Origin of the sequence: Gordonia iterans (assembly GCF_002993285.1) — a bacterium.
Classification (GTDB): domain Bacteria; phylum Actinomycetota; class Actinomycetes; order Mycobacteriales; family Mycobacteriaceae; genus Gordonia; species Gordonia iterans.
On sequence record NZ_CP027433.1, the window covers coordinates 327,929 to 353,909 of the forward strand.

Sequence of the window (25,981 nt, forward strand, 5' to 3'; positions counted from 1 at the left end):
TTGACCGCCGGCCTCTCGGTCACGGTTCCGGCGGGACGCTTCTCGGCTTCGGTCCTCGTCGTCGGTGCCGCCGTGGCGACTGCAGTGTCGGCCAAGGCCTTCGAGGCCTCGCGCACCTGGTTCTGCACACCGGGGGAGAGGACCTTCTTGCCGTGCGCCGCGCTGGCGGTCTGATACCACGCCTCTGCCGCACCCGCGACGTCGTCGGGACCGTCGGTGATCAGTGCGAGACCTTCCCGGCCTTCCAGTTCACGCGTTCTCTTCTCCGCGGACGCCACCGTGAGCTGTTTCCAACTGGTGTCCGACGGCGCCGCCGCGATCAGCTTCACGTGAGCCAGCTCGGCCTGGTAGCCCGGAACGTCGACGGCCGCGGCGCCGTCGGCGCGCTCGGCCTGGTCGATGATCTTCTCGTAGATCGCGGCGGCCTGACGGGCGTAGATCCGCGCCTCGTCGTACTTTCCGTTCCGGAACATCGCCGTCGCGACCATCCGTGCCCAGTCCGCCCGACGATCGCGAGCCAACTCCGGGACCGGCGCGTTCTCGCGGTCGGCCTCCCACGCCGTCTCGTAGGCGGTGAGGATCGGGTTGTCCTCACGCATGACGGTGTTGAGACGACCATCATGCCCGTCGTTCAGCCAGGCGAGCAGCTGCTGTCGCCGCAACGTCAGATATGCATCGAGCGCCGCCGGATCGGCGTCCTCCACCGTCGCATCTGCACGGGCCGTGTCGGTCCACGTGAAGGCGAGAGCGGCGCGCTGTTCCGGATCGTCGAGCAGCCGGACCAGTTCGTCGGCGGCCTGCACCGGACCGTTGCGACCCTTGTACTTCCATTCCGAGTTGCGCTGACCGAAGCGGACAACCTTGCGGAACTCCGCGATCGCCTCTCCGTTGCGTCCCTCGGCAAGAGCCGCGAAACCGCGGTTCATAGCCTTGCCCGGCTCGAAGTTCTTCGGGAGCGGACGTTCACCGGGCTGCGGTGCGGCCGCCTTGCGCTTCTCTTCGCGAATGGCCTTCGCGTGATCCTCCTCGCGCTCGATGCGCCCGAACACGATGTGCTGCTGCCCGTAGGTCCACAGGTTGTTGCTGACCCAGTACAGCAGGATCGCGGCCGGGAAGAACGGACCGGTCACCAGGATGCCCAGCGGGAAGATGTACAGCGACAGCCGGTTCATGATGCGGGTCTGGGGGTTCTCCATCGCCTCCGGACTCTGTCGCGAGACCGAAGCGCGGGAGTTCATGTGCGTCGCGATCGAGGCCACGATCATCAGCGGCACCACCAGCGCGGCGATCTGCCAACGAGTGAAGTCAATCTCCGTGGCGCCGGGCTGCATGAACGCCCAGAACTCGGTCTCGGGCTGCGTGATGAATGCCGACAGCGGTACGCCGAAGAGCCGGGCGTCAAGGAAGTTCTGAACCAGCTCCGGACTGAACGCGTAGTTGCCCAGCGACCGGGTCTCCTCGACCGACAGGCCCTCCTGTCCGATGCCGGTGCCCATCCGGTTGAACGAACGCAAGACGTGGAAGAGACCGATGAACACCGGGATCTGCAGCAGCATCGGCAGGCAGCCGAGCAGCGGATTGAAGCCGTGCTCCTTCTGGAGCTTCTGCATCTCCTCGGTCATCTTGACGCGATCCTTGGCGTACTTCTTGCGGATCGCCTGCATCTGCGGGTTGATTTCCTGCATCTTCTTCGTCGTGCGGATCTGCTTGACGAAGGGCTTGTACAGGATCGCCCGCAGGGTGAAGACCAGGAAGACGACGGAGAGCGCCCACGCGACGCCGGAACCACCCGGACTGTCCGGCAGGATCTTGTCGAACAGCCAGTGCCAGACCCACATGATCCAGGACACCGGGTAGTAGATGAAGTTGAGCACGGCTCACAAACCCCTATCTGACATTGCTCGCTCGCCCTCGGCGGGCGGGCCATTGGGTACGGAAGTCTCGTCATCCGATTCGCCGCGGCCGAAGAGCCGTTCGGGAACCGGGTCGTAACCGGGCTTGTGCCACGGTCCACATTTCAGGAGGCGCCAGGCTGACAACGCCGACCCCGCCACGAAGCCGTGGCGATCGAGCGCCTCCACGGCATAGGTGCTGCAACTCGGTTCGAACCGGCAGGTCGGCATCCGGGTCGGCGATATCCACGTCCGGTACAACTCGATCACAAAGATCAGGGCTCGCCGTGGAAAGGCGTACAGCGCAGTCATCAGTTCACCGGCGCGGCTCGGCCCGGGAGCGGGTCGCCGTCGAACGCCGCCGCGCAGGCGGCGGTCACCTTCGGGTGCCCGAAGCCGCGACGGAGCTGACTCTCGAGGTCGTCCGCCGAACACCGCGCCGCGCCCGGTCGGGCCCGGACCACCACATAGACATCGGCGGAACCGAGGACCTCGCCGGCCCCGGCGAAGGCGTGCCGGAGTCGTCGTGCGACGGTGTGCCGAACCACTGCGTTGCCGACCTTCTTGGAGACGATCAATCCCAGCCGCGGACCGCCGAACGATGCGACGTCCGGACGCACTCCGGACGCATCCGGCCACCGAGAAGGTAACGGCGCCACCGAGATCTGCAGATCACGCGCCGAAACCCGCACGCCCTTGTCGAGCGTGCGGGTGAAGTCGGCCTTGCGATGCAGGCGCGTTGAGTCAGCGGTCACCGAACGGGCCGACTGGACTCGAAGCGGCTCAAGCGGTGAGCTTGGCGCGGCCCTTGCGACGGCGGCTGGTAACGATCGAGCGGCCGGCACGGGTCCGCATGCGCAGACGGAAGCCGTGCACACGAGCACGACGACGGTTGTTGGGCTGGAAAGTACGCTTCCCCTTAGCCATGGGAACTCCTCGATCTTGAGAACAACGGTGGTCTGGCAGGCCCGCACGGTGCCGGCGGAGAGGATCCACTCGGGCCCGTGACCGGACGATGCCGACAGGGCTCAGCCCATGCGCGGGCGACCGCTCGAGACTACTCAGCCCGCGTGTCCAAATCAAACGCAGGGGTGTCGTCCGCTATTCTGCCGATTTTCGGCCGTCATCGGACGCCGTCGTCACAGCACTGATCACGAGTCACTTTCGTCTCATGCCCCGGGGCTTCTCCCCAGGCCACGCCTCGCCCGGCGAATCGGCACTGGAAGCGGGCTGCCGATATTTCCACAAGTGTGCATAACATTGTGGACAGCTCGTCGTCAGGTGCATGTTCGTGGCACCCTCGGGGTTCGGGCATTGTGGACGTCATTGGGGACAAGGAGGACAGCGTGGCCGACGAGCACGACTCGTTCAGTGCGATCTGGAGCCGCGTGGTCGCCGAGCTCTCCGACGCCGCGCCCCCGGACTCGCCGCCGCTGTCCCGCCAGCAGAAGGCGTGGCTCTCGCTGGTGCATCCGTTGACCATCACCTCCGGATTCGCCCTGCTCACCGCACCCACCGCACTGGTGCAGGAGCAGATCGAGCGCAATCTCCGGGACACCATCAGCAACGCCCTCAGCCGGCATCTCGGCGAACCTGTGGAGATCGCCGTCCGTATCGCCGAGGCGCCGGAGGAGCCCGCACCGGCCGCCGACCCGGTCACCGCCGCACCGCCTCCCCAGAACGTCGAACGGGTGAACACCGGTGAACACGCGATACCCGCTCGGAGCGAGGGGACCCGCGACTGGGCGTCGTACTTCGACGACAAGCACACGGCCACCCCGGCCGCCGACAGCACGACGACGCTGCATCCGAAGTACACCTTCGACACCTTCGTGATCGGCACCTCGAACCGCTTCGCTCACGCCTCGGCCGTCGCCGTGGCCGAAGCCCCGGCCCGCGCCTACAACCCGCTGTTCATCTGGGGCGAGTCCGGCCTGGGCAAGACGCATCTGCTGCATGCTGCCGGCCACTACGCACAGCGGCTGTTTCCGGGCATGCGGGTGAAGTACGTGTCCACCGAGGAGTTCACCAACGACTTCATCAACTCGCTGCGCGACGACCGGCAGATGGCGTTCAAGAGCCGGTACCGCGAGGTCGACATGCTGCTGGTCGACGACATCCAGTTCCTCGAGGGCAAGGAAGGCATCCAGGAGGAGTTCTTCCACACCTTCAACGTGCTGCACAACAGCAACAAGCAGATCGTGGTCTCCTCCGACCGCCCGCCGAGCAAGTTGGCGACCCTGGAGGACCGTCTGCGGACCCGGTTCGAGTGGGGCTTGATCACCGATGTCCAGCCGCCGGACCTGGAGACGCGCATCGCGATCCTGCGTAAGAAGGCCCAGATGGACAAGCTCGACCAGGTGCCCGACGACGTCCTGGAGTTGATCGCCTCGCGGATCGAGCGGAACATCCGCGAGCTCGAGGGGGCCCTGATCCGCGTGACGGCCTTCGCCTCGTTGCAGAACACCGAGTTGGACCGGTCCCTGGCCGAAGTGGTGCTCAAGGCGCTCATCCCCGACACCGGCCCGGCCGACATCAGCGCCGCCGGGATCATCGCGATCACCGCCGACTACTACAACATCTCAGTCGACGATCTGCGCGGCACCGGGCGCAAGTCGCCGCTGGTCACGTACCGGCAGATCGCCATGTATCTGTGCCGGGAACTCACCGACCTCTCGCTCCCGCAGATCGGCGAAGCGTTCAACCGCGACCACACCACCGTGATCCACGCCAACCGGAAGATCAGCGAGAAGATCGGCACCAGTACTGACATCTACAACGACGTCTCGCAACTGACCGAGCGCATCAAAAAGCGCGCGCGCAGCTGACCGTCCACGGCTGACTCTCAAGTACTACGGCAGAGTTCTGCGGCGTCGCATCGGCGGTGCGAAGAATCCGTGCCCTGCCGCCGACGGCGGGGAAAAGGCCAGGTGAACGATCCCCGCGGGCCTGTGGACAAGGTGCGGATAACCGGGGGTCCGGGTGTGGACGACGCGGGGACAGGTGTGGACGAGACCCAGTGTCCACAGGCCGGCCGAGTTGTCCACCGCTGCAGTCCACCGACGCTCCACAGGGCTCGAGCACGAGAGACCTGCACAGACACCGGTTCTCCCCAGGATCCACAGGACTTATTACTAAGAAGAATTTCTCTCTAGAAGAAACTCTTTTAAGAGTAAGGCTGGGGAAACCGCGTCGCCGGCGGCGCGAGCCAGGCATCGGCCTCCGGTCCGGCCCGCATCGAGCCACTGCTTCCACGGAGCCGGTGCGGGCGCTCTAGAGTGGGACACGGCGACTCTCGCAGAGCCGCCGGACCGGTACGTGGCCACGTACCGGGAGTGTGTACGTTCCAGAAGGGCCAACACCGCAGATGAAGTTTCGTGTCGTTCGCGACGAATTCGCCGATGCCGTCGCCTGGGTCGCCCGCAGCCTGCCGTCTCGCCCGCCCGTTCCGGTCCTCGGCTGCGTGGTGCTGACCGCGACCGAACAGGGCCTGCAGGTGGCCGGTTTCGACTACGAGGTCTCGGCCACTGAGACCATCTCGGCCGAGGTCGCCGAAGGCGGCACGGTGCTGGTCTCGGGCAAACTGCTGGCCGACATCACTCGTGCGCTGCCCAACAAGCCCGTCGACGTGACCATCGACGGCGCTCGCGTGGCGATCGCGTGCGGCAGCTCCAAGTTCTCGCTGCCGACGATGCCCGTCGAGGACTACCCGGATCTGCCCGACGTCCCCGAGGAGACCGGAACCGTGCCCGGCGGTCTGTTCGCCGAAGCGGTTTCGCAGGTCGCCGTGGCCGCCGGCCGCGACGACACCCTGCCGATGCTGACCGGCGTCCGGGTGGAGATCGACGGGGATCGCATCGTCCTGGCTGCCACCGACCGTTTCCGGCTCGCTGTCCGAGAACTCGACTGGATGCCGCGCGACAGCGCCGCGACGGGCGCAGCGCTCGTACCGGCCAAGACGCTCTCGGATGCCGCCAAGTCGGCGGGCGCCGACCACGCCGGTTCGGTGGAACTCGCCTTCGGGTCGGGCCAGGCGATCGGCGCCGACGGCATCCTGGGCATCACCTCCGGACCGAAGAAGACCACGACGCGCCTGCTCGACGCGGAGTTCCCGAAGTTCCGCCAGCTCTTCCCGGCCAGCCACACATCGGTTGCGGCCGTCGAGAGTGCGGCGCTGATCGAGGCGATCAAGCGCGTATCGCTGGTGGCCGAGCGCGGAGCGCAGATCCGCATGGACTTCGGACACGACTCGGTGCTGCTCACCGCCGGCGGCGACGAGGCCGGCAAGGCCGAGGAGTCCCTGGATGTGCAGTTCTACGGCGAGCCGATCCTCATCGCCTTCAATCCGACCTACCTGCTCGACGGCCTGGCCGCGATCGGCGCACCGCGCGTGCAGTTCGGCTTCACTAATCCAGAACCGGACGGCTCGGGCGAGCGCCGTGCCGCGATCCGGCCTGCGGTGCTGCGACCGGCTTCCGAGGACGAACCGGCCGCCGACGAGTCGGGAAGCTTCCTGGCTCCGCAGAGTGAGTTCAGCTATCTCCTGATGCCGGTGCGACTGCCGGGTTGAGCACCGGCGCGGGCAGGCGTCTTTCGAGAGGAATCGGCACATGCAACTGGGACTTGTCGGTCTGGGCAAGATGGGCGCCAACATGCGGACCCGCATCGCGGCCGCCGGTCACGAGGTGGTCGGGTACGACCCGCGTTCCGAGCTGAGCGACGTGGCGAGCCTTGCCGAACTCGTCGCGCGGCTCGAGGGTCCGCGGGTGGTGTGGCTGATGGTTCCGCACGGTGATCCCACCCGGCACAGCGTCGTCGAACTGGCCGGCCTGCTCGCCAAGGGCGACGTCGTGGTCGACGGCGGAAACTCGCGGTTCACCGATGATCGACCGAACGCAGATCTGTTGGGCGCCAAAGGAATCGGTTATGTCGACTGCGGTGTGTCCGGTGGGGTCTGGGGCCTGGAGAACGGCTACGCCCTGATGGTCGGCGGTGCCGACGACGATGTGGCGAAGGTGATGCCGGTCTTCGATGCGCTGCGCCCGGCGGGGCCGCGGGAGAACGGCTTCGTCCACGTCGGTCCGGTCGGAGCGGGGCACTACGCGAAGATGGTGCACAACGGTATCGAGTACGGGCTCATGCAGGCCTATGCCGAAGGGTACGAACTGCTGCAGGCGGAACCGTTGATCCAGGACGTGACCGGCACGCTCAAGGCGTGGACGCAGGGCACCGTCGTGCGTTCGTGGCTGCTCGATCTGCTCGTTCGTGCCCTCGAGGAGGATCCCGAGCTGGCCGAGATCTCCGATTACACGACCGACTCCGGTGAGGGTCGGTGGACTGTCGAAGAGGGTGTGCGCCATGCGGTCCCGTTGCATGTGATCTCGGCGGCGCTGTTCGCCCGCTTCGGGTCGCGCCAGGAGAGTTCGCCGGCGCTGAAAGCCGTGTCGGCACTCCGGAATCAGTTCGGCGGTCACGCGATGGTCGACCAGCAGGGTCGTACGGTCGGCGAGACCGCCGCACCCAGGGAATGATCGCTGCCCGGTGTTCGTCCGCGCGTTGGCACTGAGCGACTACCGATCGTGGGATCGGATGGAGATCGACCTCCGTCCCGAACCGACGATCTTTGTGGGGCGCAACGGATTCGGCAAGACCAACCTCCTCGAGTCGCTTTTCTACCTCGCGACTCTCCGTTCGCATCGGGTGTCCGCCGACGCGCCGCTGGTGCGCACCGGGGCCGGGGCCGCGACCGTCCGGTCGACGGTGGAGAACGACGGCCGTGAGCTCACTGTGGAATTGACCATCGCCGCGCAGGGGTCGAACAAGGCCACGGTCAACACCGCTCCGGTGCGGCGTCCGCGGGAGATCCTCGGCATTCTGCGGGCCGTCCTGTTCGCGCCGGAGGACCTGGCGCTGGTCCGCGGCGACCCCGCCGAGCGTCGACGATTCCTGGACGAGATCGTCGTGCAGCTGCGTCCGATCGCGGCGGGTTCGCGCGCCGACTACGACCGGGTGCTGCGTCAGCGGTCCGCGCTGCTCAAGACCGCGGGCGCCGCGATGCGTCGCTCGTCGTCGGAGGCCGACTCCGTGATGAGCACGCTCGACGTGTGGGACGAGCAGCTCGCGCAGTTCGGCGCCGAGGTCACCGCGGATCGCCTCGCCGTCATTCGTGAGTTGAATCCGCTTGTCACACAAGCCTATTCGTCGATCGCTCCGCATTCGCGTCCGGCGAGGATCAGCTATCGGGCGGCAGCCGGGCCCGAAGTGGACGCGTCGTGGGGAGGCCCGGCGGCGGTCGACGAGATCCGCGAGGTGCTCGCTGCCCGGCTGCGCGAGGTTCGTTCCAAAGAGATCGACCGGGGTCTGTGCCTGATCGGGCCGCACCGCGACGATCTGCTGCTCAGCCTGGGCGACGAGCCGGCCAAGGGCTTCGCGAGCCACGGTGAATCGTGGTCGATGGCACTGTCGCTGCGCCTGGCCTGCGTCGATCTGCTGCGTGCGGACGGGGTGGAGCCGGTCATCATGCTCGACGACGTCTTCGCCGAACTCGACGCGGCGCGGCGCGAGAAGCTGGCGGCGTACACCGGCTCCGCCGAACAACTCCTCATCACCGCAGCGGTGGGGGAGGACATTCCGGGCGTGCTGGCCGGGCGGCGCGTTTCTGTCGGAGTGGACCAGGAGGATGGTCGCAGGAGATCGCAGATCATCGGCGACGAACCGATCGGGTCCGAGGGATCCGGCCCGACTGACGACAATCGGTGAAGGGAGAGCAGTGATGAACGACGACGCCGGGCACAGTCCGGGATACGACGTCGCCAGGCGCGCCCTCGAGGAGGCGCGCGCGCAGGCGCAGGCGGCCGGCAAGCAGGTCGGCCGCGGGCGGTCCGGACCGGTCGCCAGTCCGCGCCGGACCGGTGACCGTCGGCGTCGTACCTGGTCCGGCGCCGGGCCGGACGGCCGTGACCCGCAGCCGTTCGGCCGGCTGGTCGGTTCTCTCGCGCGCACCCGCGGGTGGTCGCCGAAGATCAGCGAAGGCGCGGTCTTCGGTTCGTGGCCGGCCATCGTCGGCCCGGAGATCGCCGCGCATGCCGAACCCTCCGCGCTGAACGACGGCGTGCTGCACGTCCGCGCCGAGTCGACCGCGTGGGCCACCCAGCTCCGTTACATGCAGCCGCAGATCCTCGCGAAGATCGCGGCGGCGGTCGGCGACGGCGTGGTCAAGAGCCTTCGCATCACCGGGCCGTCGGCGCCGTCGTGGCGCAAGGGCCCGCTCCATGTTTCCGGCCGCGGTCCGCGCGACACTTACGGCTGAAGTCTGACAGCCACGAGGGGCGGCTGAATTCCCGTCGGATACAACCGGACCCATGGGGGACTCGATTCGCCCATCTGTGGGCGTTTCAGGGCATGGCGCTGCACACGTCTGAACGACTTCGAAGTACACTGACGGGTAACTGTTCTCTATAGAGAAGGAGCGGACGCATCCGTGGCCGACACCAGTAGTTCCGAGTCGAAGAAGCCCAAGAAGTCCACGTCGGGTGAATACGGCGCCGACTCCATCAGCATCCTGGAAGGCCTGGAGGCGGTCCGCAAGCGCCCGGGCATGTACATCGGCTCCACCGGTGAGCGTGGTCTGCACCACCTGATCTGGGAAGTCGTGGACAACTCGGTCGACGAGGCGATGGCGGGTCACGCCACCCGCGTCGACGTGACGATCCTCGCCGACGGCGGTGTCCAGGTGGTCGACGACGGGCGCGGCATGCCGGTCGGCATGCACGCCTCCGGCGTCCCCGCCGTCGAAGTGATCATGACGCAGCTGCACGCCGGCGGGAAGTTCGACTCCGATTCGTATGCGGTGTCCGGCGGCCTGCACGGCGTCGGCATCTCCGTGGTCAACGCGCTCTCGACCAAGGTGGAACTGGAGATCCAGCGCGACGGCCACGTCTGGACCCAAGCGTACGACTACGCCAAGCCGAACACGCTGACCACGATCGGCGACAGCACCACGACCGGCACCACCGTGCGCTTCTGGCCGGACGGCAAGATCTTCGAGACCACCACCTTCAACGCCGAGACCATCGCCCGGCGCCTGCAAGAGATGGCCTTCCTCAACAAGGGCCTGACCATCACTCTGACGGACGAGCGGCTCACCGAGAACGAGGCCGAGGCAGAGGTCGAGGGAGAAGGCGGCGACGCCAGCCTCAAGTCGGAAGAGGAGAAGGCCTCCGAGCTGGCCAAGGTGCGCTCGCGGGTGTACCACTACCCGGAGGGCCTGGTCGACTTCGTCCGGCACCTCAACCGCACCAAGCATCCGATCCACAACACCGTGATCGACTTCGCCGCCAAGGGCGAGGGACACGAGGTGGAGATCGCGATGCAGTGGAACAACGGCTACTCCGAGTCGGTGCACACCTTCGCCAACACCATCAACACGCACGAGGGCGGCACCCACGAGGAAGGTTTCCGCGCCGCGCTGACCAGCACGGTCAACAAGTACGCGCTGGACAAGAAGCTGATCAAGGAGAAGGACGGCAAGCTGACCGGCGACGACATCCGCGAGGGACTCGCCGCCGTCATTTCGGTGAAGGTCGCCGATCCGCAGTTCGAGGGCCAGACCAAGACCAAGCTCGGCAACACCGAGGTCAAGGGCTTCGTCCAGCGCACCTGCAACGAACACCTCGGACACTGGTTCGAGGCCAACCCGGCCGAGGCCAAGATCATCGTCCGCAAGGCCGCCGATTCGGCGCAGGCGCGGATGGCCGCTCGACGCGCCCGCGAGCTGGTCCGCCGCAAGACCGCCACCGACATCGGCGGTCTGCCCGGCAAGCTCGCCGACTGCCGCAGCAACGATCCGGCCAAGTGCGAGGTCTACATCGTGGAGGGCGACTCGGCCGGCGGCTCGGCCAAGTCCGGCCGCGACTCGATGTACCAGGCGATCCTGCCGATCCGCGGCAAGATCATCAACGTCGAGAAGGCCCGGATCGACCGCGTGCTGAAGAACGCGGAGGTGCAGTCGATCATCACCGCGTTCGGTACCGGCATCCACGACGAGTTCGACCTCGCCAAGTTGCGCTACCACAAGATCGTGCTGATGGCCGACGCCGACGTCGACGGTCAGCACATCGCGACGCTTCTGCTGACGCTCCTGTTCCGCTTCATGCGTCCGCTGATCGAGCACGGTCACGTGTATCTGGCGCAGCCGCCGCTGTACAAGCTCAAGTGGCAGAAGGGCGCCGAGCCGGAGTACGCCTACAGCGACCGCGAGCGGGACGCGATGCTCGAGGCCGGTCTGGCCGCCGGCAAGAAGATCAACAAGGACGACGGCATCCAGCGCTACAAGGGTCTCGGCGAGATGAACGCCAGCGAGCTGTGGGAGACCACCATGAATCCGGAGACCCGGATCCTCAAGAAGGTGACCCTGGACGACGCCGCCGCCGCGGACGAGCTGTTCTCCATCCTGATGGGGGAGGACGTCGCGGCCCGTCGCGGTTTCATCGCCCGCAACGCCAAGGACGTCCGCTTCCTGGACGTCTGATGCGTCCGTCCGCAGACACCTGCTCGACGGTCGAGCGAGCCGCCCGCCCGATGGTCGAGCGAGCGGAGCGAGTCGAAGCCACCGTGCCATCGATGGTGAGCCGAGCGCACGAGACATCGACGCGCGAGCGTGCGGCCTCCTCGACGCGCGAGCGTACGGCCTCCTCGACGCGCGAGCGTCCGGCCTCCTCGGCGGTCGAACGTGCGGCCTCCTCGATGGTTGAGCGAGCGCAGCGAGTCGAAACCACTACAGAGCGACCCGAAACAAAGACAGAAGGAACCCGATGACCGACGACACCACCGCCCAGGGTCCCGATTCCTCCGGTGCGACGAGTGACCGCATCGAGCCCGTGGACCTCGGCCAGGAGATGCAGAACAGCTACATCGATTACGCCATGAGCGTGATCGTGGGCCGCGCCCTGCCGGAGGTCCGCGACGGCCTCAAGCCGGTGCATCGCCGGCTGCTGTACGCGTCCTATGACGCCGGTTTCCGCCCGGACCGCAGCTACGTGAAGTCTGCGCGCCCGGTCTCGGAGACCATGGGCAACTATCATCCGCACGGCGACAGCTCGATCTACGACGCCCTGGTGCGTCTGGCGCAGCCGTGGTCGATGCGTTACCCGCTGATCGACGGTCAGGGAAACTTCGGTTCGCGCGGCAACGACGGCGCCGCGGCCATGCGCTACACCGAGGCGCGGCTCACCCCGCTGGCGATGGAGATGCTGCGGGACATCACCGAGGAGACCGTCGACTTCGTCCCGAACTACGACGGCAAGACCGAGGAGCCGACGGTGCTGCCGTCGCGCATCCCGAATCTGCTGATCAACGGCTCCGGCGGTATCGCGGTCGGCATGGCCACCAACATCCCGCCGCACAACCTGAACGAGGTGGCCGACGCCGTCTTCTGGGCGCTGGAGAATCCGGATGCCGACGACGAGACCACTCTCGCGGCCTGCATGGAAGCGGTCAAGGGACCGGACTTCCCGACGGCGGGCCTGATCGTCGGCGGTCAGGGGATCAAGGATGCGTACATGACCGGGCGCGGCAGCATCCGGATGCGCTCGGTCGTCGAGATCGAGGAGAACAAGGGCACCACACAGCTGATCGTCACCGAACTGCCGTACCAGGTGAACGTCGACAACCTGATCCAGTCGATCGGCGACCAGCTCAACGACGGCAAGCTCAAGGGCATCAGCAAGATCGACGACCTCTCGTCGGACCGCGTCGGCTTGAAGATCGCCATCACCCTGCGCCGCGATGCGGTCGCCAAGGTGGTTCTGAACAACCTCTACAAGCACACGCAGCTGCAGACCAACTTCGGCGCCAACATGCTGTCCATCGTCGACGGCGTACCGCGCACCCTGCGGCTGGACCAGATGATCCGCTTCTATGTCGCGCATCAGATCGACGTGATCGTGCGACGGACCCGGTACCGCCTGCGCAAGGCGGAGGAACGCGCCCACATCTTGCGCGGCCTGGTGAAGGCTCTCGATGCTCTCGACGAGGTCATCGCCCTGATCCGCGCGTCGGCGACCGTCGACATCGCCCGCAGCGGCTTGATGGAGCTGCTCGACGTCGACGAGATCCAGGCCGACGCCATCCTCGCGATGCAGCTGCGTCGTCTGGCCGCCCTGGAGCGCCAGAAGATCGTCGACGAGCTCGCCGAGATCGAGCGCGAGATCGCCGACCTGAAGGACATCCTCGAGCGGCCCGAGCGCCAGCGCGCGATCGTGCGCGACGAGCTCAAAGAGGTCGTCGAGAAGTACGGCGACGAGCGCCGCACCCGCATCATCGCGGCCGAGGGCGACGTGAACGACGAGGATCTCATCGCGCGCGAGGACGTGGTCGTCACGATCACCGAGACCGGCTACGCCAAGCGCACCAAGACCGACCTCTACCGCAGCCAGAAGCGCGGCGGCAAGGGTGTGCAGGGCGCCGGTCTGAAGCAGGACGACATCGTCGCCCACTTCTTCGTCACCAGCACGCACGACTGGCTGCTGTTCTTCACCACCAAGGGTCGGGTCTACCGGGCCAAGGCGTACGAGCTGCCCGAAGCCAACCGCACCGCGCGCGGACAGCACGTCGCCAACCTCCTGGCCTTCCAGCCCGAGGAGAAGATCGCCCAGGTGATCCGGATCAGCGGCTACGACGACGCGCCGTACCTGGTGCTCGCCACCCGGAACGGCCTGGTCAAGAAGTCGGCCCTGGACGCGTTCGACTCGAATCGGTCCGGTGGCATCGCCGCGATCAACCTGCGCGGCGACGACGAACTGGTCGGCGCGCAGCTGTGCGGACCGGACGACGATCTGCTCCTGGTCTCCAAGAAGGGGCAGTCGATCCGTTTCCACGCCGACGACGAGACGCTGCGCCCGATGGGCCGGCAGACCTCCGGCGTGCAAGGCATGCGGTTCAACAGCGACGACGAGCTGCTCTCGCTCAACGTCGTGCAGGACGACACGTTCCTGCTGGTGGCCACCTCGGGCGGTTACGCCAAGCGCACCGACATCGAGGAGTACGCCGCGCAGGGCCGCGGCGGAAAGGGCGTGCTCACCATCCAGTACGACCCCAAGCGCGGGGAGCTGGTGGGTGCGATCATCGTCGACCTCGACAGCGAGGTGTACGCCATCACCTCCGGCGGCGGCGTGATCCGCACACTGGCCAAGCAGGTCCGCAAGGCCGGACGCCAGACCAAGGGCGTGCGCCTGATGAATCTGGGCGACGGCGACAGCCTCCTGGCGATCGCCCGCAACGCCGACGAGCCGGACCCGACCGAAGCGTCGGGCGAGTAATCGGCGCGTGCGCAGTCTCGTGTCGTGAGAGCCACTAGGGTTGAGGCGACGCCGTCGTGAGTGAGGACACTTCAGTGACAAATGCCAACGAGCCGGAGGATGCCGAGCGCGGGCAGGTGCCGCCGCCGTGGAAGCGCGGGGAGACCACCGCTGCCACCGGCCTCACGGCAGGCGACGTGGCCAAGTCCGCTCCGCAGATCACCGGCGACGGTGTGTCCGAGAGCGGCGGGCAGGGCTCGTCCGCGCCGTCGAGTGCGCCGACCCGCGCAGTCCCGGCGGTCGGGCCGGAGGCCGCCGGCGCGGCGGGACGCCCGCCGGTGCCGGCGTCCGGCACTGCGCCGGGACAGTCGGGCGGGCGTCCGACGGGCGGACCGGGTGGGCCCGGCTCTCCGGGACCGGGTCAGCAGAAGACAGGTTCGAAGGGACCGGGTCAGAACGCTCCCGGTCCGGGCAAGGCCGCTCCGACGGGGTCGAGCGCTGCGGGTCCGGCCGGAACCCAGAAGCCCGGAACCCAGAAGCCCGGAACCCAGCAGTCCGGTTCGCAGCAACCTGGCCCTCAGCAGAATGTGCCCGGCACCACGGGGTCGGCGCCGAAGGCACCCGCTCCGGCCGGTCCGATCCCGAAGAATCCTCCGCCCCAGGGTATGCCGGCTCCGGCGAAGTCGGCCCCGCCACAGGCGTCGGCTCAGGCGGCCACCGCAGCGGTCGCCACGCCGAAGCCCGCCGAGGAGCGGCCCGATCTGGATGCGATTCACAAGACAGGTGCCAAATCCGATACGAGTGATCGGGCCGCAGTGCGGCGCATTCCGGCGTCGTCGTCCATTGGCACGCCGCTGCGGGCGGCGGTCCAGGTCCGGCGGGTCGATCCGTGGTCGATCTTCAAGGTGAGCGGGGTGCTCGCCGTCGCCGGCTTTCTGATCTGGATGATCGCCGTCGCGGTGCTCTACGGTGTGCTGGCCGGCATGGGCATCTGGGATCAGATCAACAGCTCGTTCAGCACCATCGTGAGCGCCGACGGCAGCAGCACCAGCGACGAGCTGATCACCACGGGCCAGGTCTTCGGGTTCGCAGCGCTCTTCGGGATCTTCGCGGCGATCGTGCTGACCGCCCTCTCGACGATTCTGGCGTACATCTACAACGTGTGCGCCGACGTGGTGGGCGGCGTCGAGGTGACCCTGGCCGACCTGGACTGACCGTCGTCGCTCCGTCGGTCGTTGAGCTCGTCCCGCTCGTTGAGCTCGTCGAAACGTCATCGCTCCGTCGCTCGTTGAGCTCGTCGAAACGTCGTCGCTCCGTCGCTCGTTGAGCTCGTCGAAACGTCGTCGCCCATCGCCCGTTGAGCTCGTCGAAACGTCATCGCCCGTCGAGCCGCCCGTCGCTCGTTGAGCTGCCCCGTCGCTCGTTGAGCTTTGTCGAAACGTCGTCGCCCGTCGAGCGGTGGCCCGTCGCTCGTTGAGCTTGTCGAAACGGACCTGACCACGTGTTTTGCAACTCCTCGAGGCTCTCCTGTAATGTTCCATCTCGGTTCACGGGCCTATAGCTCAGGCGGTTAGAGCGCTTCGCTGATAACGAAGAGGTCGGAGGTTCAAGTCCTCCTAGGCCCACCAGCACCACCCTCCGGCTCCGCCGGTACGGGGCCTTAGCTCAGTTGGTAGAGCGCCGCCTTTGCAAGGCGGATGTCAGGAGTTCGAATCTCCTAGGCTCCACAGCAACAACAGTTGAGGCGCAGTCCCGCCAGCTCGCGCATACCCGACGTTCGCGAGTGTCGGATCTATTCTCTCTCGTCGGGAATCGGGATCGAACGGTGGGGCTGCTCGCCGCTGTGCTCGGGCAAGTGCATCTCCAGGCGTGCGCCGCCCGACGGAGAGTCGGTGAGCCGGGCGTCTCCGCCGGTGTGCTGAGCCGCTTCGGCGATGATGGCCAGCCCCAGTCCGCTGCCGCCGCTGTCGCGACTGCGGGCATCGTCGCGGCGTTCGAAGCGGTGGAACACGCGACGGCGATCCTCCTCGGGTACTCCGGCGCCGTCGTCGTCGACGCACAACGTCACGCGCCCGTCGAGCGCGTACAGCGAGAAGTCGATGCGGCTCCTGGCGTGCCTCCGGGCATTCTCTGCGGCGTTGCGCACCGCACGCGTGAGCAGCACCTCGTCGCCGAACACCCTGGCCGGGCCGACCCCCGAGGTGTCGACGGTCAGCCCGAGCGTCCGCAGACGCGAACCCTCCGCCAGGATGATGTCGTCCAGATCGACCTCGCGACGCTGCCGGGACAAGCCCTCGTCCAGACGCGCCAACAGGAGCAGATCACTGACGAGCTCGTGCAGGCGCCGTGCCTCGTCGTCGACGACGCCGGCCAGCTCGTGCAGCGACGTGGCTTCGGGATGCCGGAGTGCGACCTGGGTGTGCTGCCGGATGGCGGCCACCGGCGAACGCAGCTCGTGTGAGGCGTCGGAGACGAACCGGCGCTGGGTCCGTTGCGCGGCCTCGAGCTTCTCGAGCATGCCGTTCATCGTGGACGCGAGCCGGGCCACCTCGTCACCGCCGCCGGGCGGTTCGATGCGGCGCGTGACGTCGTCGCCGGCCGACTCGACGTCACGCCGGATCCGCTCGACCGGACGCAGGGCGCGGCCGACCACCGTCCAGATCAGCAGGGCGACGAAGGCACTGACCGCGGGCACTGCGAAAGCCATCAGCGTGGTAGCCGCCCGGACGGCGTCGTCGGCGGTGTCGAGGCTGCGAGCCACGACGACGTGATGCTCACCGCCGGCGAGCGTGACGTCCTCCGACCGCACCACGTACCGGTCGCCGTCGAACTCGACGATGCGGTCGTCCTCGACGGGCAGCGGAGGAGTCTCGTCGAGGTCACCGTCGCCGACGCCGATCACCGCGCGGTCGCGCTGCAGCTGGATGAGGACGTCGTCGTCGTAGCTGGGGAGCGCGCCGCCGGCCTCAGTGGTCTCGGCGTACTGCTCGGCCTGGTTCTCGGCGGTCTGCGCCTCGGACTCGACCAGCGACCGGCCGAGGAGCAGAACCAGAGCCACAGCGCCGACCGCGAGCACGGCGAGCACGATCGCCGCGGTCGACGCGGTGATCCGCACCCGCAACGACAGCCGTGGCCGACGGGTGCCCGTGCGGGTCCGGGAATCAGCCACGAGGAACCAGACGGTAGCCGGCCCCGCGGACCGTCTGAATCGTGTCCAGCCCGAACGGACGGTCCAGCTTCGCGCGCAGGTGCGCAACGTAGACCTCGACGATGTTGGCGTCCCCGTCGAAATCGTCGTCCCACACGGAGGCCAGGATCTCGGCCTTGCTGCGCACCGCGCCCGCCTCGCGGGCGAGGTAGAGCAGCACCGCGAACTCCCGCGCGGTCAACGTGATCGGCGTGCTGCCGCGGCGCACCTCACGGGTCGCCGGGTCGACGACGAGGTCGCCCACCTCGAGCACGGTCGGCCGCTCCGGTCGGCCCCGGCGAACGAGCGCCCGCAGGCGAGCCATGAGCACCACGTGCTCGGTCGGCTTCACCACGTAGTCGTCGGCGCCGAGGTCGAGCCCGTCCACCTGGTCCCACGGACCGTCCTTGGCGGTGAGCATCAGGATCGGCGTCCAGTTCTCCTCCTCCCGGAGCGTTCGGCACACCGTGTAGCCGTCCAGACCGGGCATCATCACGTCGAGCACGATCGCGTCGTAGCGCACCTCCCGCGCGCGCCAGAGCCCGTCGACACCGTTGTGGGCCAGGTCGACCGAGAAGCCCTCCGCCTCCAATCCGCGGCGCAGCCCGTCCGCGAAGTGGATCTCGTCGTCGACGACCAAGATGCGCATGGTGTCATTCTCCGTCCCGACGTCCTCCGCGACGAGCGGAGTCCTGCCTGCGGGCACCCGAGGGGTCGATGGACGGTCAGTCGTCGCGCTCGACGGAGACGACGGCGAGATCCCGGGTGAGCTCGACTTCGGCATCGCGGCCGTCGTCGAGATCGACGTTGACCTCGTAGAAGTGGTCGTCATCGTCGTCGTCCGTCGCGAGGGAGTCGATCCTGCCGGGGCCGGCGGCGGCGAGTGCGGCATCGACGACGGCTCCGATGCGCGAGGTGTCCAGGACCGGGTCGGCGTCGTCATCGTCTTCGTCGTCGTCGCGGATGCCGGCGGTCCCGTCGCGGCTGACGAAGACCTCGACCTCGCCGCCTCCGGAGCGGACGACGTCCACGTCCCATCCGGTGCGTTCGACGTCGATCGCCGACGCGCCGAGCGCGCCCGGGACGACTGCCACAGCGGCATCGATCGCCCGGGTCAGCGCCGCGGCGTCAGCGGGGACGTCCGGGGTGGAGCCGGGCGCGGGAGAGTCGTCCGGCCGATCACGGTCGGTGTCGGCGTGATGGTTGCCGGCGTGGTCGTCGTCGGCAGCGCGCGGGTCGTCGTCGACGCGGCTGGAGACGTTCGCCGGTTCGTCGTCGCCGGTCACCGAGAGCGCGATGGCGGTGCCTGCGCCGCCGACCACCAGAACTGCCGCGGCGACGGCCGCACCCAGCAGGATCGTGCGGCGCCGGCCTCCGGGTTCCGGACTTCCGGGTTCCAGGGGCTGCGTCGACGGGGGATCGGGGGCCGGATTCGGTGTCGTGTGCTCGTTCATGGAACCATCGTGGCCCACGAACGCTGAACCGGGGCTGAACGATCCTGAACGGGCCTTCAGCCGCTTCCGGGATCCGGATGTCAGCGGGCGGTGCGAAGATGCACCCATGACTGATCCGGCGCGCCACCTCCTGCTTCTCAGCGGAGCGGGCCTGCCGCCGTGGATCTGGGACGACGTCGCCCGGGCGCTCGGCCCCGCGTTCTCCACCACGGTCGCGCCGCGACCGGCGGGGGGTGGCGGCGGCCCCGCCGAGTACGCCGCTGCCGCCCTGCACGCCGCGACGGCGGAGCGGTTCACCGTCGTGGCGCACTCGGCCGGAGGAGTCGTGGCCGCCGAGATCGCCGCTCGGGCGCCGGACCGTGTCGACGCCGTGCTGGCGGTCAGTGCAGTGGTGCCGGAACCGGGCGGCTCATTCGTCTCCGCGTTGCCGGCTCCCCAACGCTGGGTGGTGCCCCTGGTGATGCGGGTGGCCGGGACCCGGCCGCCGGAGTCGGTGATCAGAAAGTCACTGGCGGCCGGACTGGAGGCGGAGGTGGTGGACCGCCTCGTCGCCGACTTCACCCCGGAGCCGCGCTCGTACTACTCGGGCCGGGTCGGGGCCGGAGCCTGGCCCGGGCGCCGCGGATACGTCGTCACGTCGCACGACAAGGAATTGGCACCAGCGCTGCAGCGCACGTTCGCCGAGCGCATGGGGAGCACACAGGTCGACGAGCTGGACACCGGACACCTGCCGATGCTTCAAGACTCGGCGGCACTGGCTCTGCTGATCAAGCAGTTCACGGACCATCCCGCCTGAGCACCGTGACTGCCTACCGCACGAAGCGGGCGACGAAGTTCGCCGCCGATGCGGTCATCCCGTTGTGGGAGTAGTTGCCGTGCACCGTGTTCGGGCGGTCGATGCGGCCGCCGTCGCAGATGTTGTCGCCCTTGATGCAGTAGCGCTTGGTCTTGTGCGCGTAGCGGGCGCCGGGGCGCATGGGCGGCGCACCGACCTCGCGGAACCAGCGGTCGTTCGGGGCCCCGAAGGTGACGACGCCGGCGACCTTGCGGGCCACCGAGGCCGGCAGGACGTTCGGCACCTCGGCGACGACGACGGAGGCGGCGGCGATCTGATCGCTCACCGCGTAGATCGCGACGACGCCGCCCTGAGAGAAGCCGCCGAGCACGATCTTGGTCTTCGGGCAGGTCCGCGCGATGTGCATCATCTGGTTCTGCGCGTCGCGGACGCCGGCGGCGACGGTCTTGAGGAAGACTGTGCCCTTCTGGAAGTCGTCGCTGGCCTGGTAGCGGACCGGCGAGACGCGGACGTCCTTGCCCGGGAAGCGGGCCTGAAGCGAACGTCCGAACGCCTGGCCGGTGGTGCCGACCGGCGCTCCCGCCTCCTGCGTCCCGCGTGCGAACAGCAGATGCACGTCGGCGCAGTCCGCCGCAGCGGCTTTGCCGCCGCCGATCGGGGTGGCCAGACCGACGAGCAGGGCCAGGCACGCGACGAGGAGCACGATCCGCTTTGTCATGAAACGCATGCTAAGCGACGCGCAACCCCCGCGCATCCGACGGGGCGTGTCCGGCACAAGAAGACTCGGCGAACGACAAGGCGTCAGCGAATCCGACGGGCGGCGAAGTCTGCGGCCACACCCGTCATACCGTTCACCGAGTACAGCACATGCAGCGGAGACGGCTGGCCGACGCGGCTTCCGTCGCACACGTTGTCGCCCGGAATGCAGTAGTGCGCGGTCTTGTTCCGGTACGCGGCCCCGACGCGCATCGGCGGAGCGCCGACGTCACGGATCCATCGCGCCGACGGCGTTCCGAACAGGACGACGGCGGCGATGCGCGGCGCGTAGGCGGCCTCCAGCGGTCGAGGCGCGTCCGAACGGTACTGGGCATAACGCGCGGGGATGTCGATGCGATCGGCGACGGCGTAACTGGCGACCACGGCACCCTGCGAGTAGCCGCCGAGGACGATCGACGAGTTCGGGCAGCGCCGGGCGAGCGAGCGGATCTGTGCCTGTGCGTCGTTGATCCCCTTGACGACGTTGCGGACGAAGGCGTGCCGGTCGGAGAAGTTCGAACTCGCGGGGTAGCGCACGGCATTCAGCCCGACCGACGAGTTCGGCAGCCGATTGTTCAGCGCGAACTCGAACGAGAGCCCCGTCGCGCCCGCCGGCGGCAGCGCCTCGGCAGTTCCGCGGGCGAACACGACTTCGACGGCCGCGCAACCGGGAGCGGCCGCGGCGGGGGCCGAGGAGCCGAGCGGGGTGGCGTTCAGCAGGGTGAGGCCGAGTGCGGTCGCTGTGAGAACGAGGAGGATCCGCTTGATCATGTTCGAACTATAGCGGGCGCGAGTTCGCGGACCTCCCAGGTCGCGTGCTCAGATCAGGATCCACAGGTAGGTGATCAGAGCCAGCACCCAGAACACCACCCACATCCAGCCGAGCCAGACAGCGAACTTCGCGAACTGGACGCCCTCCCGGCCGCCCCGCGTGCATTCTTCCCGGCCGCGGTAGCCGAGCCACAGGCCGATCGGTGCGGTGACCAGAAGGAAGCCGAGGCCCGAGAGCACGAAGCCGACGATCGCCGCGATGCTGATCTGGCCTCCGGCGGAGGCCTGCGGACCGCGCACCGACGCGCTCTGGGTGGAAGTGGGTCGAGACTGCACGGCGCCCACGGTAGTCGGTTTCTGCACGGTGCCGCCCGCGGCGGCGGCCGGCGGCGGTCCGCTCGGGCTCGACGCAGCGGACGCCGCCGCGTAGGCGCGCCCCTTCTGTTCGGGAGCCTGCGGTCCCGAAGAGCCGGACCCGGGGGAAGCGGACGGCGGCGCACCGGGGGCGGTCGTAGGCCGAGCTGCGGCCGTCGATCCCGGACCGGAGGTGCCGCCCAGCACCGCGGTGGTCTCCTCGGGCACCGCCGAATAGGCGAGCGGACGATCCTGCGGCGGAGCCTGCGCCGGCTGCCCGTGCGGTCGGGGCCCCGGTCCCGGCGGCGTCTGGGCCGGTCTGCCGGAGGGCTGTCCGCTCGCCCGTGCCGAGCCTGACTCGTGGGCTCCGGCCGGCCGCTGGGCGGGACGGGCACCGGGCGGAGGCCCGGACGGTGAGGGCGCCGCAGGCGCTGCGGCGGGCCGAACCTGGCCTGCGGGTCCTTGGACGGATGGTGCTTGGCCTGACGGTGGTTGGCCTGACGGTGGTTGGGCCGCGGGTGCTTGGGCTGACGGGGCACGGCGCTGTTGCGCCGCGGGTGTGGGCAGGGGTCCGCTCGACGGAGAAGGCGGACCCGACGGGGCGGATTGAACAGGCCTACCGGCCGGTGACGGCGCGGCACTCGGGCTCGGTCCACCCGATGCGACCGGGGAAGGTCCGTTCGACGACGTGGCAACAGGCCCGCTGATCGGCGCCGAGACGGGCCCGCTCGACGGTGCGTGCCGGGTGGCCGGAGCCGGACCGCTTGGGGGAGCCGGGTCGTCGTTCGCCCTCCCGGCGACCGGGGCCTCCGAGCGCTCCCAGGGGGCGGCGACCATTCCGCTGCCCTCCTCGGGGCCCGGCGCAGGCGTGGACGCGGCTGCCGCGGGTCCGGGTGCGGGCTCGGCGGCCGAGTCTCTGGGATCTGCGGAGTCTCTGGGATCTTCGGTGGCCACGGATCCAACCTACCCGCCGGACCGGGGACGAGGAGAGAACCTCGGGACGTAGGTCCCCGGACGTGCGCCTACGACTCGATGCGCGGCGGTTCGGCGGCGACCGGCGGATGTTCGGTGCGGGCTCGGCGGGCGACGGCGACGAGCGCGGCCAGCAGGGCCAGAACGGCGGAGACGGTGATGCCAGCGGCTTTGTTCGACATGTGTTCAGCCTGCCAGGTGCGGACCTCCTCGAGCCACCGCGCGTGGTTGTATGGAGACGTGAGTGATCAGAAGAAGACCGCAACCCTGCACACCAACCGCGGCGACATCGTCGTCGAACTGTTTCCGAATCACGCGCCGAAGACCGTGGCGAACTTCGTGGGCCTCGCAGACGGGTCCAAGGAGTACTCCTCTGCCAATGCCAAGGGCGAGGCCAGCGGCCCGTTCTATGACGGCTCGGTGTTCCACCGGGTCATCGACGGCTTCATGATCCAGGGCGGCGACCCGACCGGCACCGGCCGTGGCGGCCCCGGCTACCGTTTCGAGGACGAGTTCCACCCGGATCTGCAGTTCAACAAGCCCTACCTGCTGGCCATGGCGAACGCCGGCCCCGGCACCAACGGCTCGCAGTTCTTCATCACCGTCGGCCCCACCCCGCACCTGAACCGCCGGCACACCATCTTCGGCGAGGTCACCGACGCCGCCAGCCAGGCCGTCGTCGATGCGATCGCCACCACCGCCACCGATCGCAGCGATCGTCCGCTCGACGAGGTCGTGATCGAGAGCGTCGAGATCTCCTGACTTGACGCCCACCTGTCACCGGCATCCCGACCGCCCCACCGCGCTCTCGTGCACGCGGTGCGGGCGGTCGGCCTGTCCCGACTGCCTGCGGCCGGCGCCGGTCGGCCAGCACTGCTCGGACTGCGTGGCCCGGGAACAGGCCGCGGCCCGCGTCGACCCGGCGGCCGCCGCCCAGGGCTCACACACGACCCCGTACGTGACGTACACGCTCATCGGGGCCAACCTGCTGTTGTTTCTGGCCTGCATCGTGCAGGCCGGCACCGGCGCGCTGCGGGACCGTGCCGACCTGTGGACGTCGTCGATCATGCGGGACGGCGTGCTCATCACGGGATACGACGACGTCTTTCTCGGCGAGTACTGGCGACTGCTGAGCTCGGGGTTCCTGCACTGGTCGATCGTGCACATCGCGGTGAACATGATCTCGCTGTACATCATCGGCCGGGATCTGGAGCAGCACTTCGGGCCCGCCCGCTACGGCGTCGTCTATCTGACGAGCCTCCTCGGCGGCAGCGCCGCAGTGGTGATCCTGGAACGGGAGAACGCTCTGACCGCCGGCGCATCCGGCGCGATCTACGGTCTGCTCGGTGCGATTCTGGTGGTGGTGTTGCGCCTCAAGCTGCCTGCGACGTCGGTGCTGACGATCATCGCGCTCAACATCGTGGTGTCGTTCACGATCCCCGGGATCTCCCTGTGGGCACACCTGGGCGGTCTGGTGTTCGGGGCCCTCGGCGCCCTCGCCGTGCTGTGGCTCCCGGCGGTCGCCCTCGCCCCGGAGGACCGGACGCAGACGAAGGTGAGCGTCGTCGGATGGACCGCCCTGGCGGCGTTGCTGGTGGCGGCGATCGCCCTCGGCGTCGGCTACAGCATGGCGCTGAGCCCCTGAACGCCCGTGACACGGGTCGGGTTCACGTCCTGCTGCCGGATTGAGTTCCGGCTGCCGCATCAATCCGGCGGCACGACGTGGATCCGGCAGCCGGAGTCGACCCGGCCAGGCGATCAGTCCGCGGACGCGGGCTTTCCGCCGGTCCGGTCGTGCACGGAGAAGCCGGCGTCGGCCAGACGCCCGGCCACGACGGCGGGGTTCGCGCCGAGGTCCCACTGCCCGAAGACCAGCAGTCGTCCCGGGCGCTCGGAGTCGTCGGACTCCTCGATCAGGAGCTGTCGTGAACGGAACGCCAGTCGCCGCGTGCCCAGCAACTCGATGCTCTCGATGTCGGCGGCCGTCAGGTCATACCGGCCGCGCAGCGTGCCGACGGTGAGGACCGGTCCGTCCGACAGCGCCAGCCGCGGACGGCGCATCAGTGCGGCCAGCCCGGTGAGGAAGGTGGCCAGCGCCGCCACGCCCAGCAGCACCATCGCCGGCGGTTCGGTGTACGACGCTGCCGACGCCACGGCCAGCGCTATCCCCAGGGCGAGCAGAGCGATTCCCGCAGGTACCGGCGTCGCCCACTGTTGCGTCCCGCGATTCACAGAGTTATCCACAGGATTTACCCACACTGGGGACGAGTTACACACATGTGATTTCCACAGTGTGGATGAATTACACACATGTCATTCGCGTCCTGTGGACGACCGTCGACGCCGGTCAGCGCCAGCCCATCGTCATCAGCAGGCCGACCACCCCGAGACCGAAACCGATCAGCAGGTTCCACGAGCCGAGCTGATTCATCCAGTGCAGGGGCTTGCCCTCCGCGCCGAATCCGGAGGTGCTGTTGGACGCACCGAGGTAGTAGACGAGGAGCCACGCGAGCCCCACGAGCATGAACCCGAACATGAAGGTCTGGTACAGGACGCCCGAGGGGCCCGCCTTCACCTTCACCGGCGTGCGGCTCGCCGTGTTGATCGTGTAGTCGGTCTTCTTCCGCACCTTTGACTTAGGCATACTTCTACGGTAACCCAGGGGCGGCGTCCGGCGGGAAACCGCTAACCTGGCTCCGTGCGCATTCTGGTCATCGACAACTACGACAGCTTCGTCTACAACCTGGTCCAGTACCTGGGTCAGCTGGGAGTCGATGCCGAGGTGTGGCGCAACGACGACGAACGGCTCACCCAGCTGCAGCGGGTGGTCGACGAGTACGACGGCATCCTGCTCTCCCCGGGGCCGGGGACCCCGCAACGGGCCGGTGCGACCATGCCGATCATCCCGGTCGCCGCCGCGGCCGGGACGCCGCTGCTCGGGGTGTGCCTCGGGCACCAGGCGATCGGCGCGGCCTTCGGCGGCACGGTCGATCGGGCCCCGGAGCTCCTGCACGGCAAGACGTCACTGGTGAAGCACGACGACGACGGCGTGCTGGCCGGTCTCCCCAATCCGTTCGTGGCGACCCGCTACCACTCGCTGACCGTATTGCCGGAGACTGTTCCGGACGAGCTGGTGGTCACCGGAACCACCGAGTCCGGAATCGTGATGGCGATGCGCCACCGCGACCTGCCGATCCACGGCGTGCAGTTCCATCCCGAGAGCGTGCTGACCCAGGGCGGTCACCGGATGCTCGCCAACTGGTTGCGAGTCTGCGGCATGGATGTGCCGCCGGAGCGCGTCACGATGCTGGAAGCGGAGGTCGCGGCCGCGCTCGGCTGAGCGGCCGCGGTCCGAGCGCGGGGTCTCGAGGGTCTCGATACGTCTCGCCTAGCGGCTCGACTACTCGACCACCAACTTGATCGTCGCGTGCTCCGCCACGCATGCTCAGGACGACGCTCGACTACTCGACCACCAACTTGGTTGCGGCTCGACTACTCGACCA

General features: G+C 68.4%; 23 protein-coding genes, 2 tRNA genes and 2 pseudogenes. 14 read left to right on the forward strand and 13 right to left on the reverse strand.

Annotation, left to right across the window (positions count from 1 at the left end; all coding sequences use genetic code 11):
- Positions 1-956: 956 nt before the first annotated feature.
- From yidC to rpmH, 4 genes and pseudogenes are all read right to left on the reverse strand, one after another.
- A pseudogene (yidC, locus tag C6V83_RS01480) lies at positions 957-1,874 on the reverse strand (membrane protein insertase YidC); the annotation flags it as partial.
- Between the two features lie 3 nt (positions 1,875-1,877).
- The gene (yidD, locus tag C6V83_RS01485; RefSeq protein ID WP_105940899.1) at positions 1,878-2,204 is read right to left on the reverse strand and encodes a membrane protein insertion efficiency factor YidD; all 327 of its coding nucleotides are present in this window, start codon (positions 2,202-2,204) and stop codon (positions 1,878-1,880) included.
- Positions 2,204-2,647 (reverse strand): ribonuclease P protein component, encoded by a 444-nt coding sequence (gene rnpA, locus C6V83_RS01490; RefSeq protein WP_105940900.1) that lies wholly within the window; start codon positions 2,645-2,647, stop codon positions 2,204-2,206. Before rnpA ends, yidD begins: the two co-directional genes overlap by 1 nt.
- A gap of 28 nt (positions 2,648-2,675) precedes the next feature.
- Positions 2,676-2,819 carry a 50S ribosomal protein L34 gene (gene rpmH / locus C6V83_RS01495; protein WP_005940460.1) on the reverse strand — a complete coding sequence of 48 codons (144 nt, stop codon included), beginning with the start codon at positions 2,817-2,819 and terminating at the stop codon, positions 2,676-2,678.
- 419 nt (positions 2,820-3,238) lie between these two features.
- Between rpmH and dnaA the strand changes: the two genes are divergently transcribed.
- The 10 genes and pseudogenes from dnaA to C6V83_RS01545 all read left to right on the forward strand — a co-directional run bounded on the left by dnaA (position 3,239) and on the right by C6V83_RS01545 (position 15,915).
- Complete coding sequence (dnaA, locus tag C6V83_RS01500) at positions 3,239-4,720, forward strand: chromosomal replication initiator protein DnaA (protein WP_105940901.1); 1,482 nt, start codon at positions 3,239-3,241, stop codon at positions 4,718-4,720.
- A gap of 539 nt (positions 4,721-5,259) precedes the next feature.
- A complete protein-coding gene (gene dnaN, locus C6V83_RS01505) occupies positions 5,260-6,462 on the forward strand; it encodes a DNA polymerase III subunit beta (RefSeq protein WP_105940902.1) in 1,203 nt (400 codons plus the stop codon).
- Between the two features lie 25 nt (positions 6,463-6,487).
- A pseudogene (gnd, locus tag C6V83_RS01510) lies at positions 6,488-7,423 on the forward strand (phosphogluconate dehydrogenase (NAD(+)-dependent, decarboxylating)); the annotation flags it as partial.
- A 10-nt stretch (positions 7,424-7,433) separates the two neighbouring features.
- Positions 7,434-8,651: a DNA replication/repair protein RecF gene (recF, locus tag C6V83_RS01515; RefSeq protein ID WP_105940904.1), complete on the forward strand. Its 1,218-nt coding sequence runs from the start codon at positions 7,434-7,436 to the stop codon at positions 8,649-8,651.
- A 13-nt stretch (positions 8,652-8,664) separates the two neighbouring features.
- Positions 8,665-9,201, forward strand: coding sequence for a DUF721 family protein (locus tag C6V83_RS01520; protein WP_105940905.1), 537 nt, complete (start codon positions 8,665-8,667; stop codon positions 9,199-9,201).
- A gap of 171 nt (positions 9,202-9,372) precedes the next feature.
- A complete protein-coding gene (gene gyrB, locus C6V83_RS01525) occupies positions 9,373-11,421 on the forward strand; it encodes a DNA topoisomerase (ATP-hydrolyzing) subunit B (protein WP_105940906.1) in 2,049 nt (682 codons plus the stop codon).
- A 283-nt stretch (positions 11,422-11,704) separates the two neighbouring features.
- Positions 11,705-14,209 carry a DNA gyrase subunit A gene (gene gyrA / locus C6V83_RS01530; protein ID WP_105940907.1) on the forward strand — a complete coding sequence of 835 codons (2,505 nt, stop codon included), beginning with the start codon at positions 11,705-11,707 and terminating at the stop codon, positions 14,207-14,209.
- Between the two features lie 74 nt (positions 14,210-14,283).
- Positions 14,284-15,402: a DUF3566 domain-containing protein gene (locus C6V83_RS18610; protein WP_234353812.1), complete on the forward strand. Its 1,119-nt coding sequence runs from the start codon at positions 14,284-14,286 to the stop codon at positions 15,400-15,402.
- A 337-nt stretch (positions 15,403-15,739) separates the two neighbouring features.
- Positions 15,740-15,816, forward strand: a tRNA-Ile gene (locus tag C6V83_RS01540).
- A gap of 26 nt (positions 15,817-15,842) precedes the next feature.
- Positions 15,843-15,915, forward strand: a tRNA-Ala gene (locus C6V83_RS01545).
- A 65-nt stretch (positions 15,916-15,980) separates the two neighbouring features.
- Here the strand turns inward: C6V83_RS01545 and C6V83_RS01550 are convergent.
- The 3 genes from C6V83_RS01550 to C6V83_RS01560 form a co-directional block, all read right to left on the reverse strand.
- Complete coding sequence (locus tag C6V83_RS01550) at positions 15,981-17,357, reverse strand: sensor histidine kinase (protein ID WP_105940908.1); 1,377 nt, start codon at positions 17,355-17,357, stop codon at positions 15,981-15,983.
- A complete protein-coding gene (locus C6V83_RS01555; RefSeq protein ID WP_105943635.1) occupies positions 17,350-18,024 on the reverse strand; it encodes a response regulator transcription factor in 675 nt (224 codons plus the stop codon). The genes C6V83_RS01550 and C6V83_RS01555 overlap by 8 nt, the downstream gene beginning before the upstream one ends.
- A gap of 76 nt (positions 18,025-18,100) precedes the next feature.
- Positions 18,101-18,829, reverse strand: coding sequence for a hypothetical protein (locus C6V83_RS01560; protein WP_159067416.1), 729 nt, complete (start codon positions 18,827-18,829; stop codon positions 18,101-18,103).
- Between the two features lie 106 nt (positions 18,830-18,935).
- On the opposite strand from C6V83_RS01560, the gene C6V83_RS01565 reads away from it, so the two are divergent.
- Positions 18,936-19,625 carry an alpha/beta fold hydrolase gene (locus tag C6V83_RS01565; RefSeq protein WP_159067417.1) on the forward strand — a complete coding sequence of 230 codons (690 nt, stop codon included), beginning with the start codon at positions 18,936-18,938 and terminating at the stop codon, positions 19,623-19,625.
- Between the two features lie 13 nt (positions 19,626-19,638).
- Here the strand turns inward: C6V83_RS01565 and C6V83_RS01570 are convergent, their stop codons facing one another.
- From C6V83_RS01570 to C6V83_RS18910, 4 genes are all read right to left on the reverse strand, one after another.
- Positions 19,639-20,343, reverse strand: a complete 705-nt coding sequence (locus C6V83_RS01570) for a cutinase family protein (RefSeq protein WP_105943636.1) — start codon at positions 20,341-20,343, stop codon at positions 19,639-19,641.
- 83 nt (positions 20,344-20,426) lie between these two features.
- Entirely contained in the window at positions 20,427-21,152 is a 726-nt protein-coding gene (locus C6V83_RS01575) for a cutinase family protein (protein WP_199832566.1), read from the reverse strand.
- A 48-nt stretch (positions 21,153-21,200) separates the two neighbouring features.
- Positions 21,201-21,734, reverse strand: coding sequence for a DUF4190 domain-containing protein (locus C6V83_RS01580; protein ID WP_105940911.1), 534 nt, complete (start codon positions 21,732-21,734; stop codon positions 21,201-21,203).
- Between the two features lie 794 nt (positions 21,735-22,528).
- Positions 22,529-22,660: a hypothetical protein gene (locus C6V83_RS18910; RefSeq protein WP_267893965.1), complete on the reverse strand. Its 132-nt coding sequence runs from the start codon at positions 22,658-22,660 to the stop codon at positions 22,529-22,531.
- On the opposite strand from C6V83_RS18910, the gene C6V83_RS01590 reads away from it, so the two are divergent.
- Together C6V83_RS01590 and C6V83_RS01595 are read left to right on the forward strand one after the other, a co-directional pair.
- Entirely contained in the window at positions 22,659-23,240 is a 582-nt protein-coding gene (locus C6V83_RS01590; protein ID WP_105940913.1) for a peptidylprolyl isomerase, read from the forward strand. The genes C6V83_RS18910 and C6V83_RS01590 overlap by 2 nt on opposite strands.
- Position 23,241: 1 nt before the next feature.
- Positions 23,242-24,123: a rhomboid family intramembrane serine protease gene (locus tag C6V83_RS01595; protein WP_105940914.1), complete on the forward strand. Its 882-nt coding sequence runs from the start codon at positions 23,242-23,244 to the stop codon at positions 24,121-24,123.
- Between the two features lie 113 nt (positions 24,124-24,236).
- Here C6V83_RS01595 and C6V83_RS01600 read toward each other — a convergent pair whose 3' ends face one another.
- Together C6V83_RS01600 and crgA are read right to left on the reverse strand one after the other, a co-directional pair.
- A complete protein-coding gene (locus tag C6V83_RS01600; protein ID WP_105940915.1) occupies positions 24,237-24,710 on the reverse strand; it encodes a hypothetical protein in 474 nt (157 codons plus the stop codon).
- 115 nt (positions 24,711-24,825) lie between these two features.
- Positions 24,826-25,122, reverse strand: a complete 297-nt coding sequence (crgA, locus tag C6V83_RS01605; protein ID WP_105940916.1) for a cell division protein CrgA — start codon at positions 25,120-25,122, stop codon at positions 24,826-24,828.
- 54 nt (positions 25,123-25,176) lie between these two features.
- Between crgA and C6V83_RS01610 the strand changes: the two genes are divergently transcribed.
- Positions 25,177-25,818 (forward strand): aminodeoxychorismate/anthranilate synthase component II, encoded by a 642-nt coding sequence (locus C6V83_RS01610; RefSeq protein ID WP_105940917.1) that lies wholly within the window; start codon positions 25,177-25,179, stop codon positions 25,816-25,818.
- Positions 25,819-25,981: the final 163 nt, after the last annotated feature.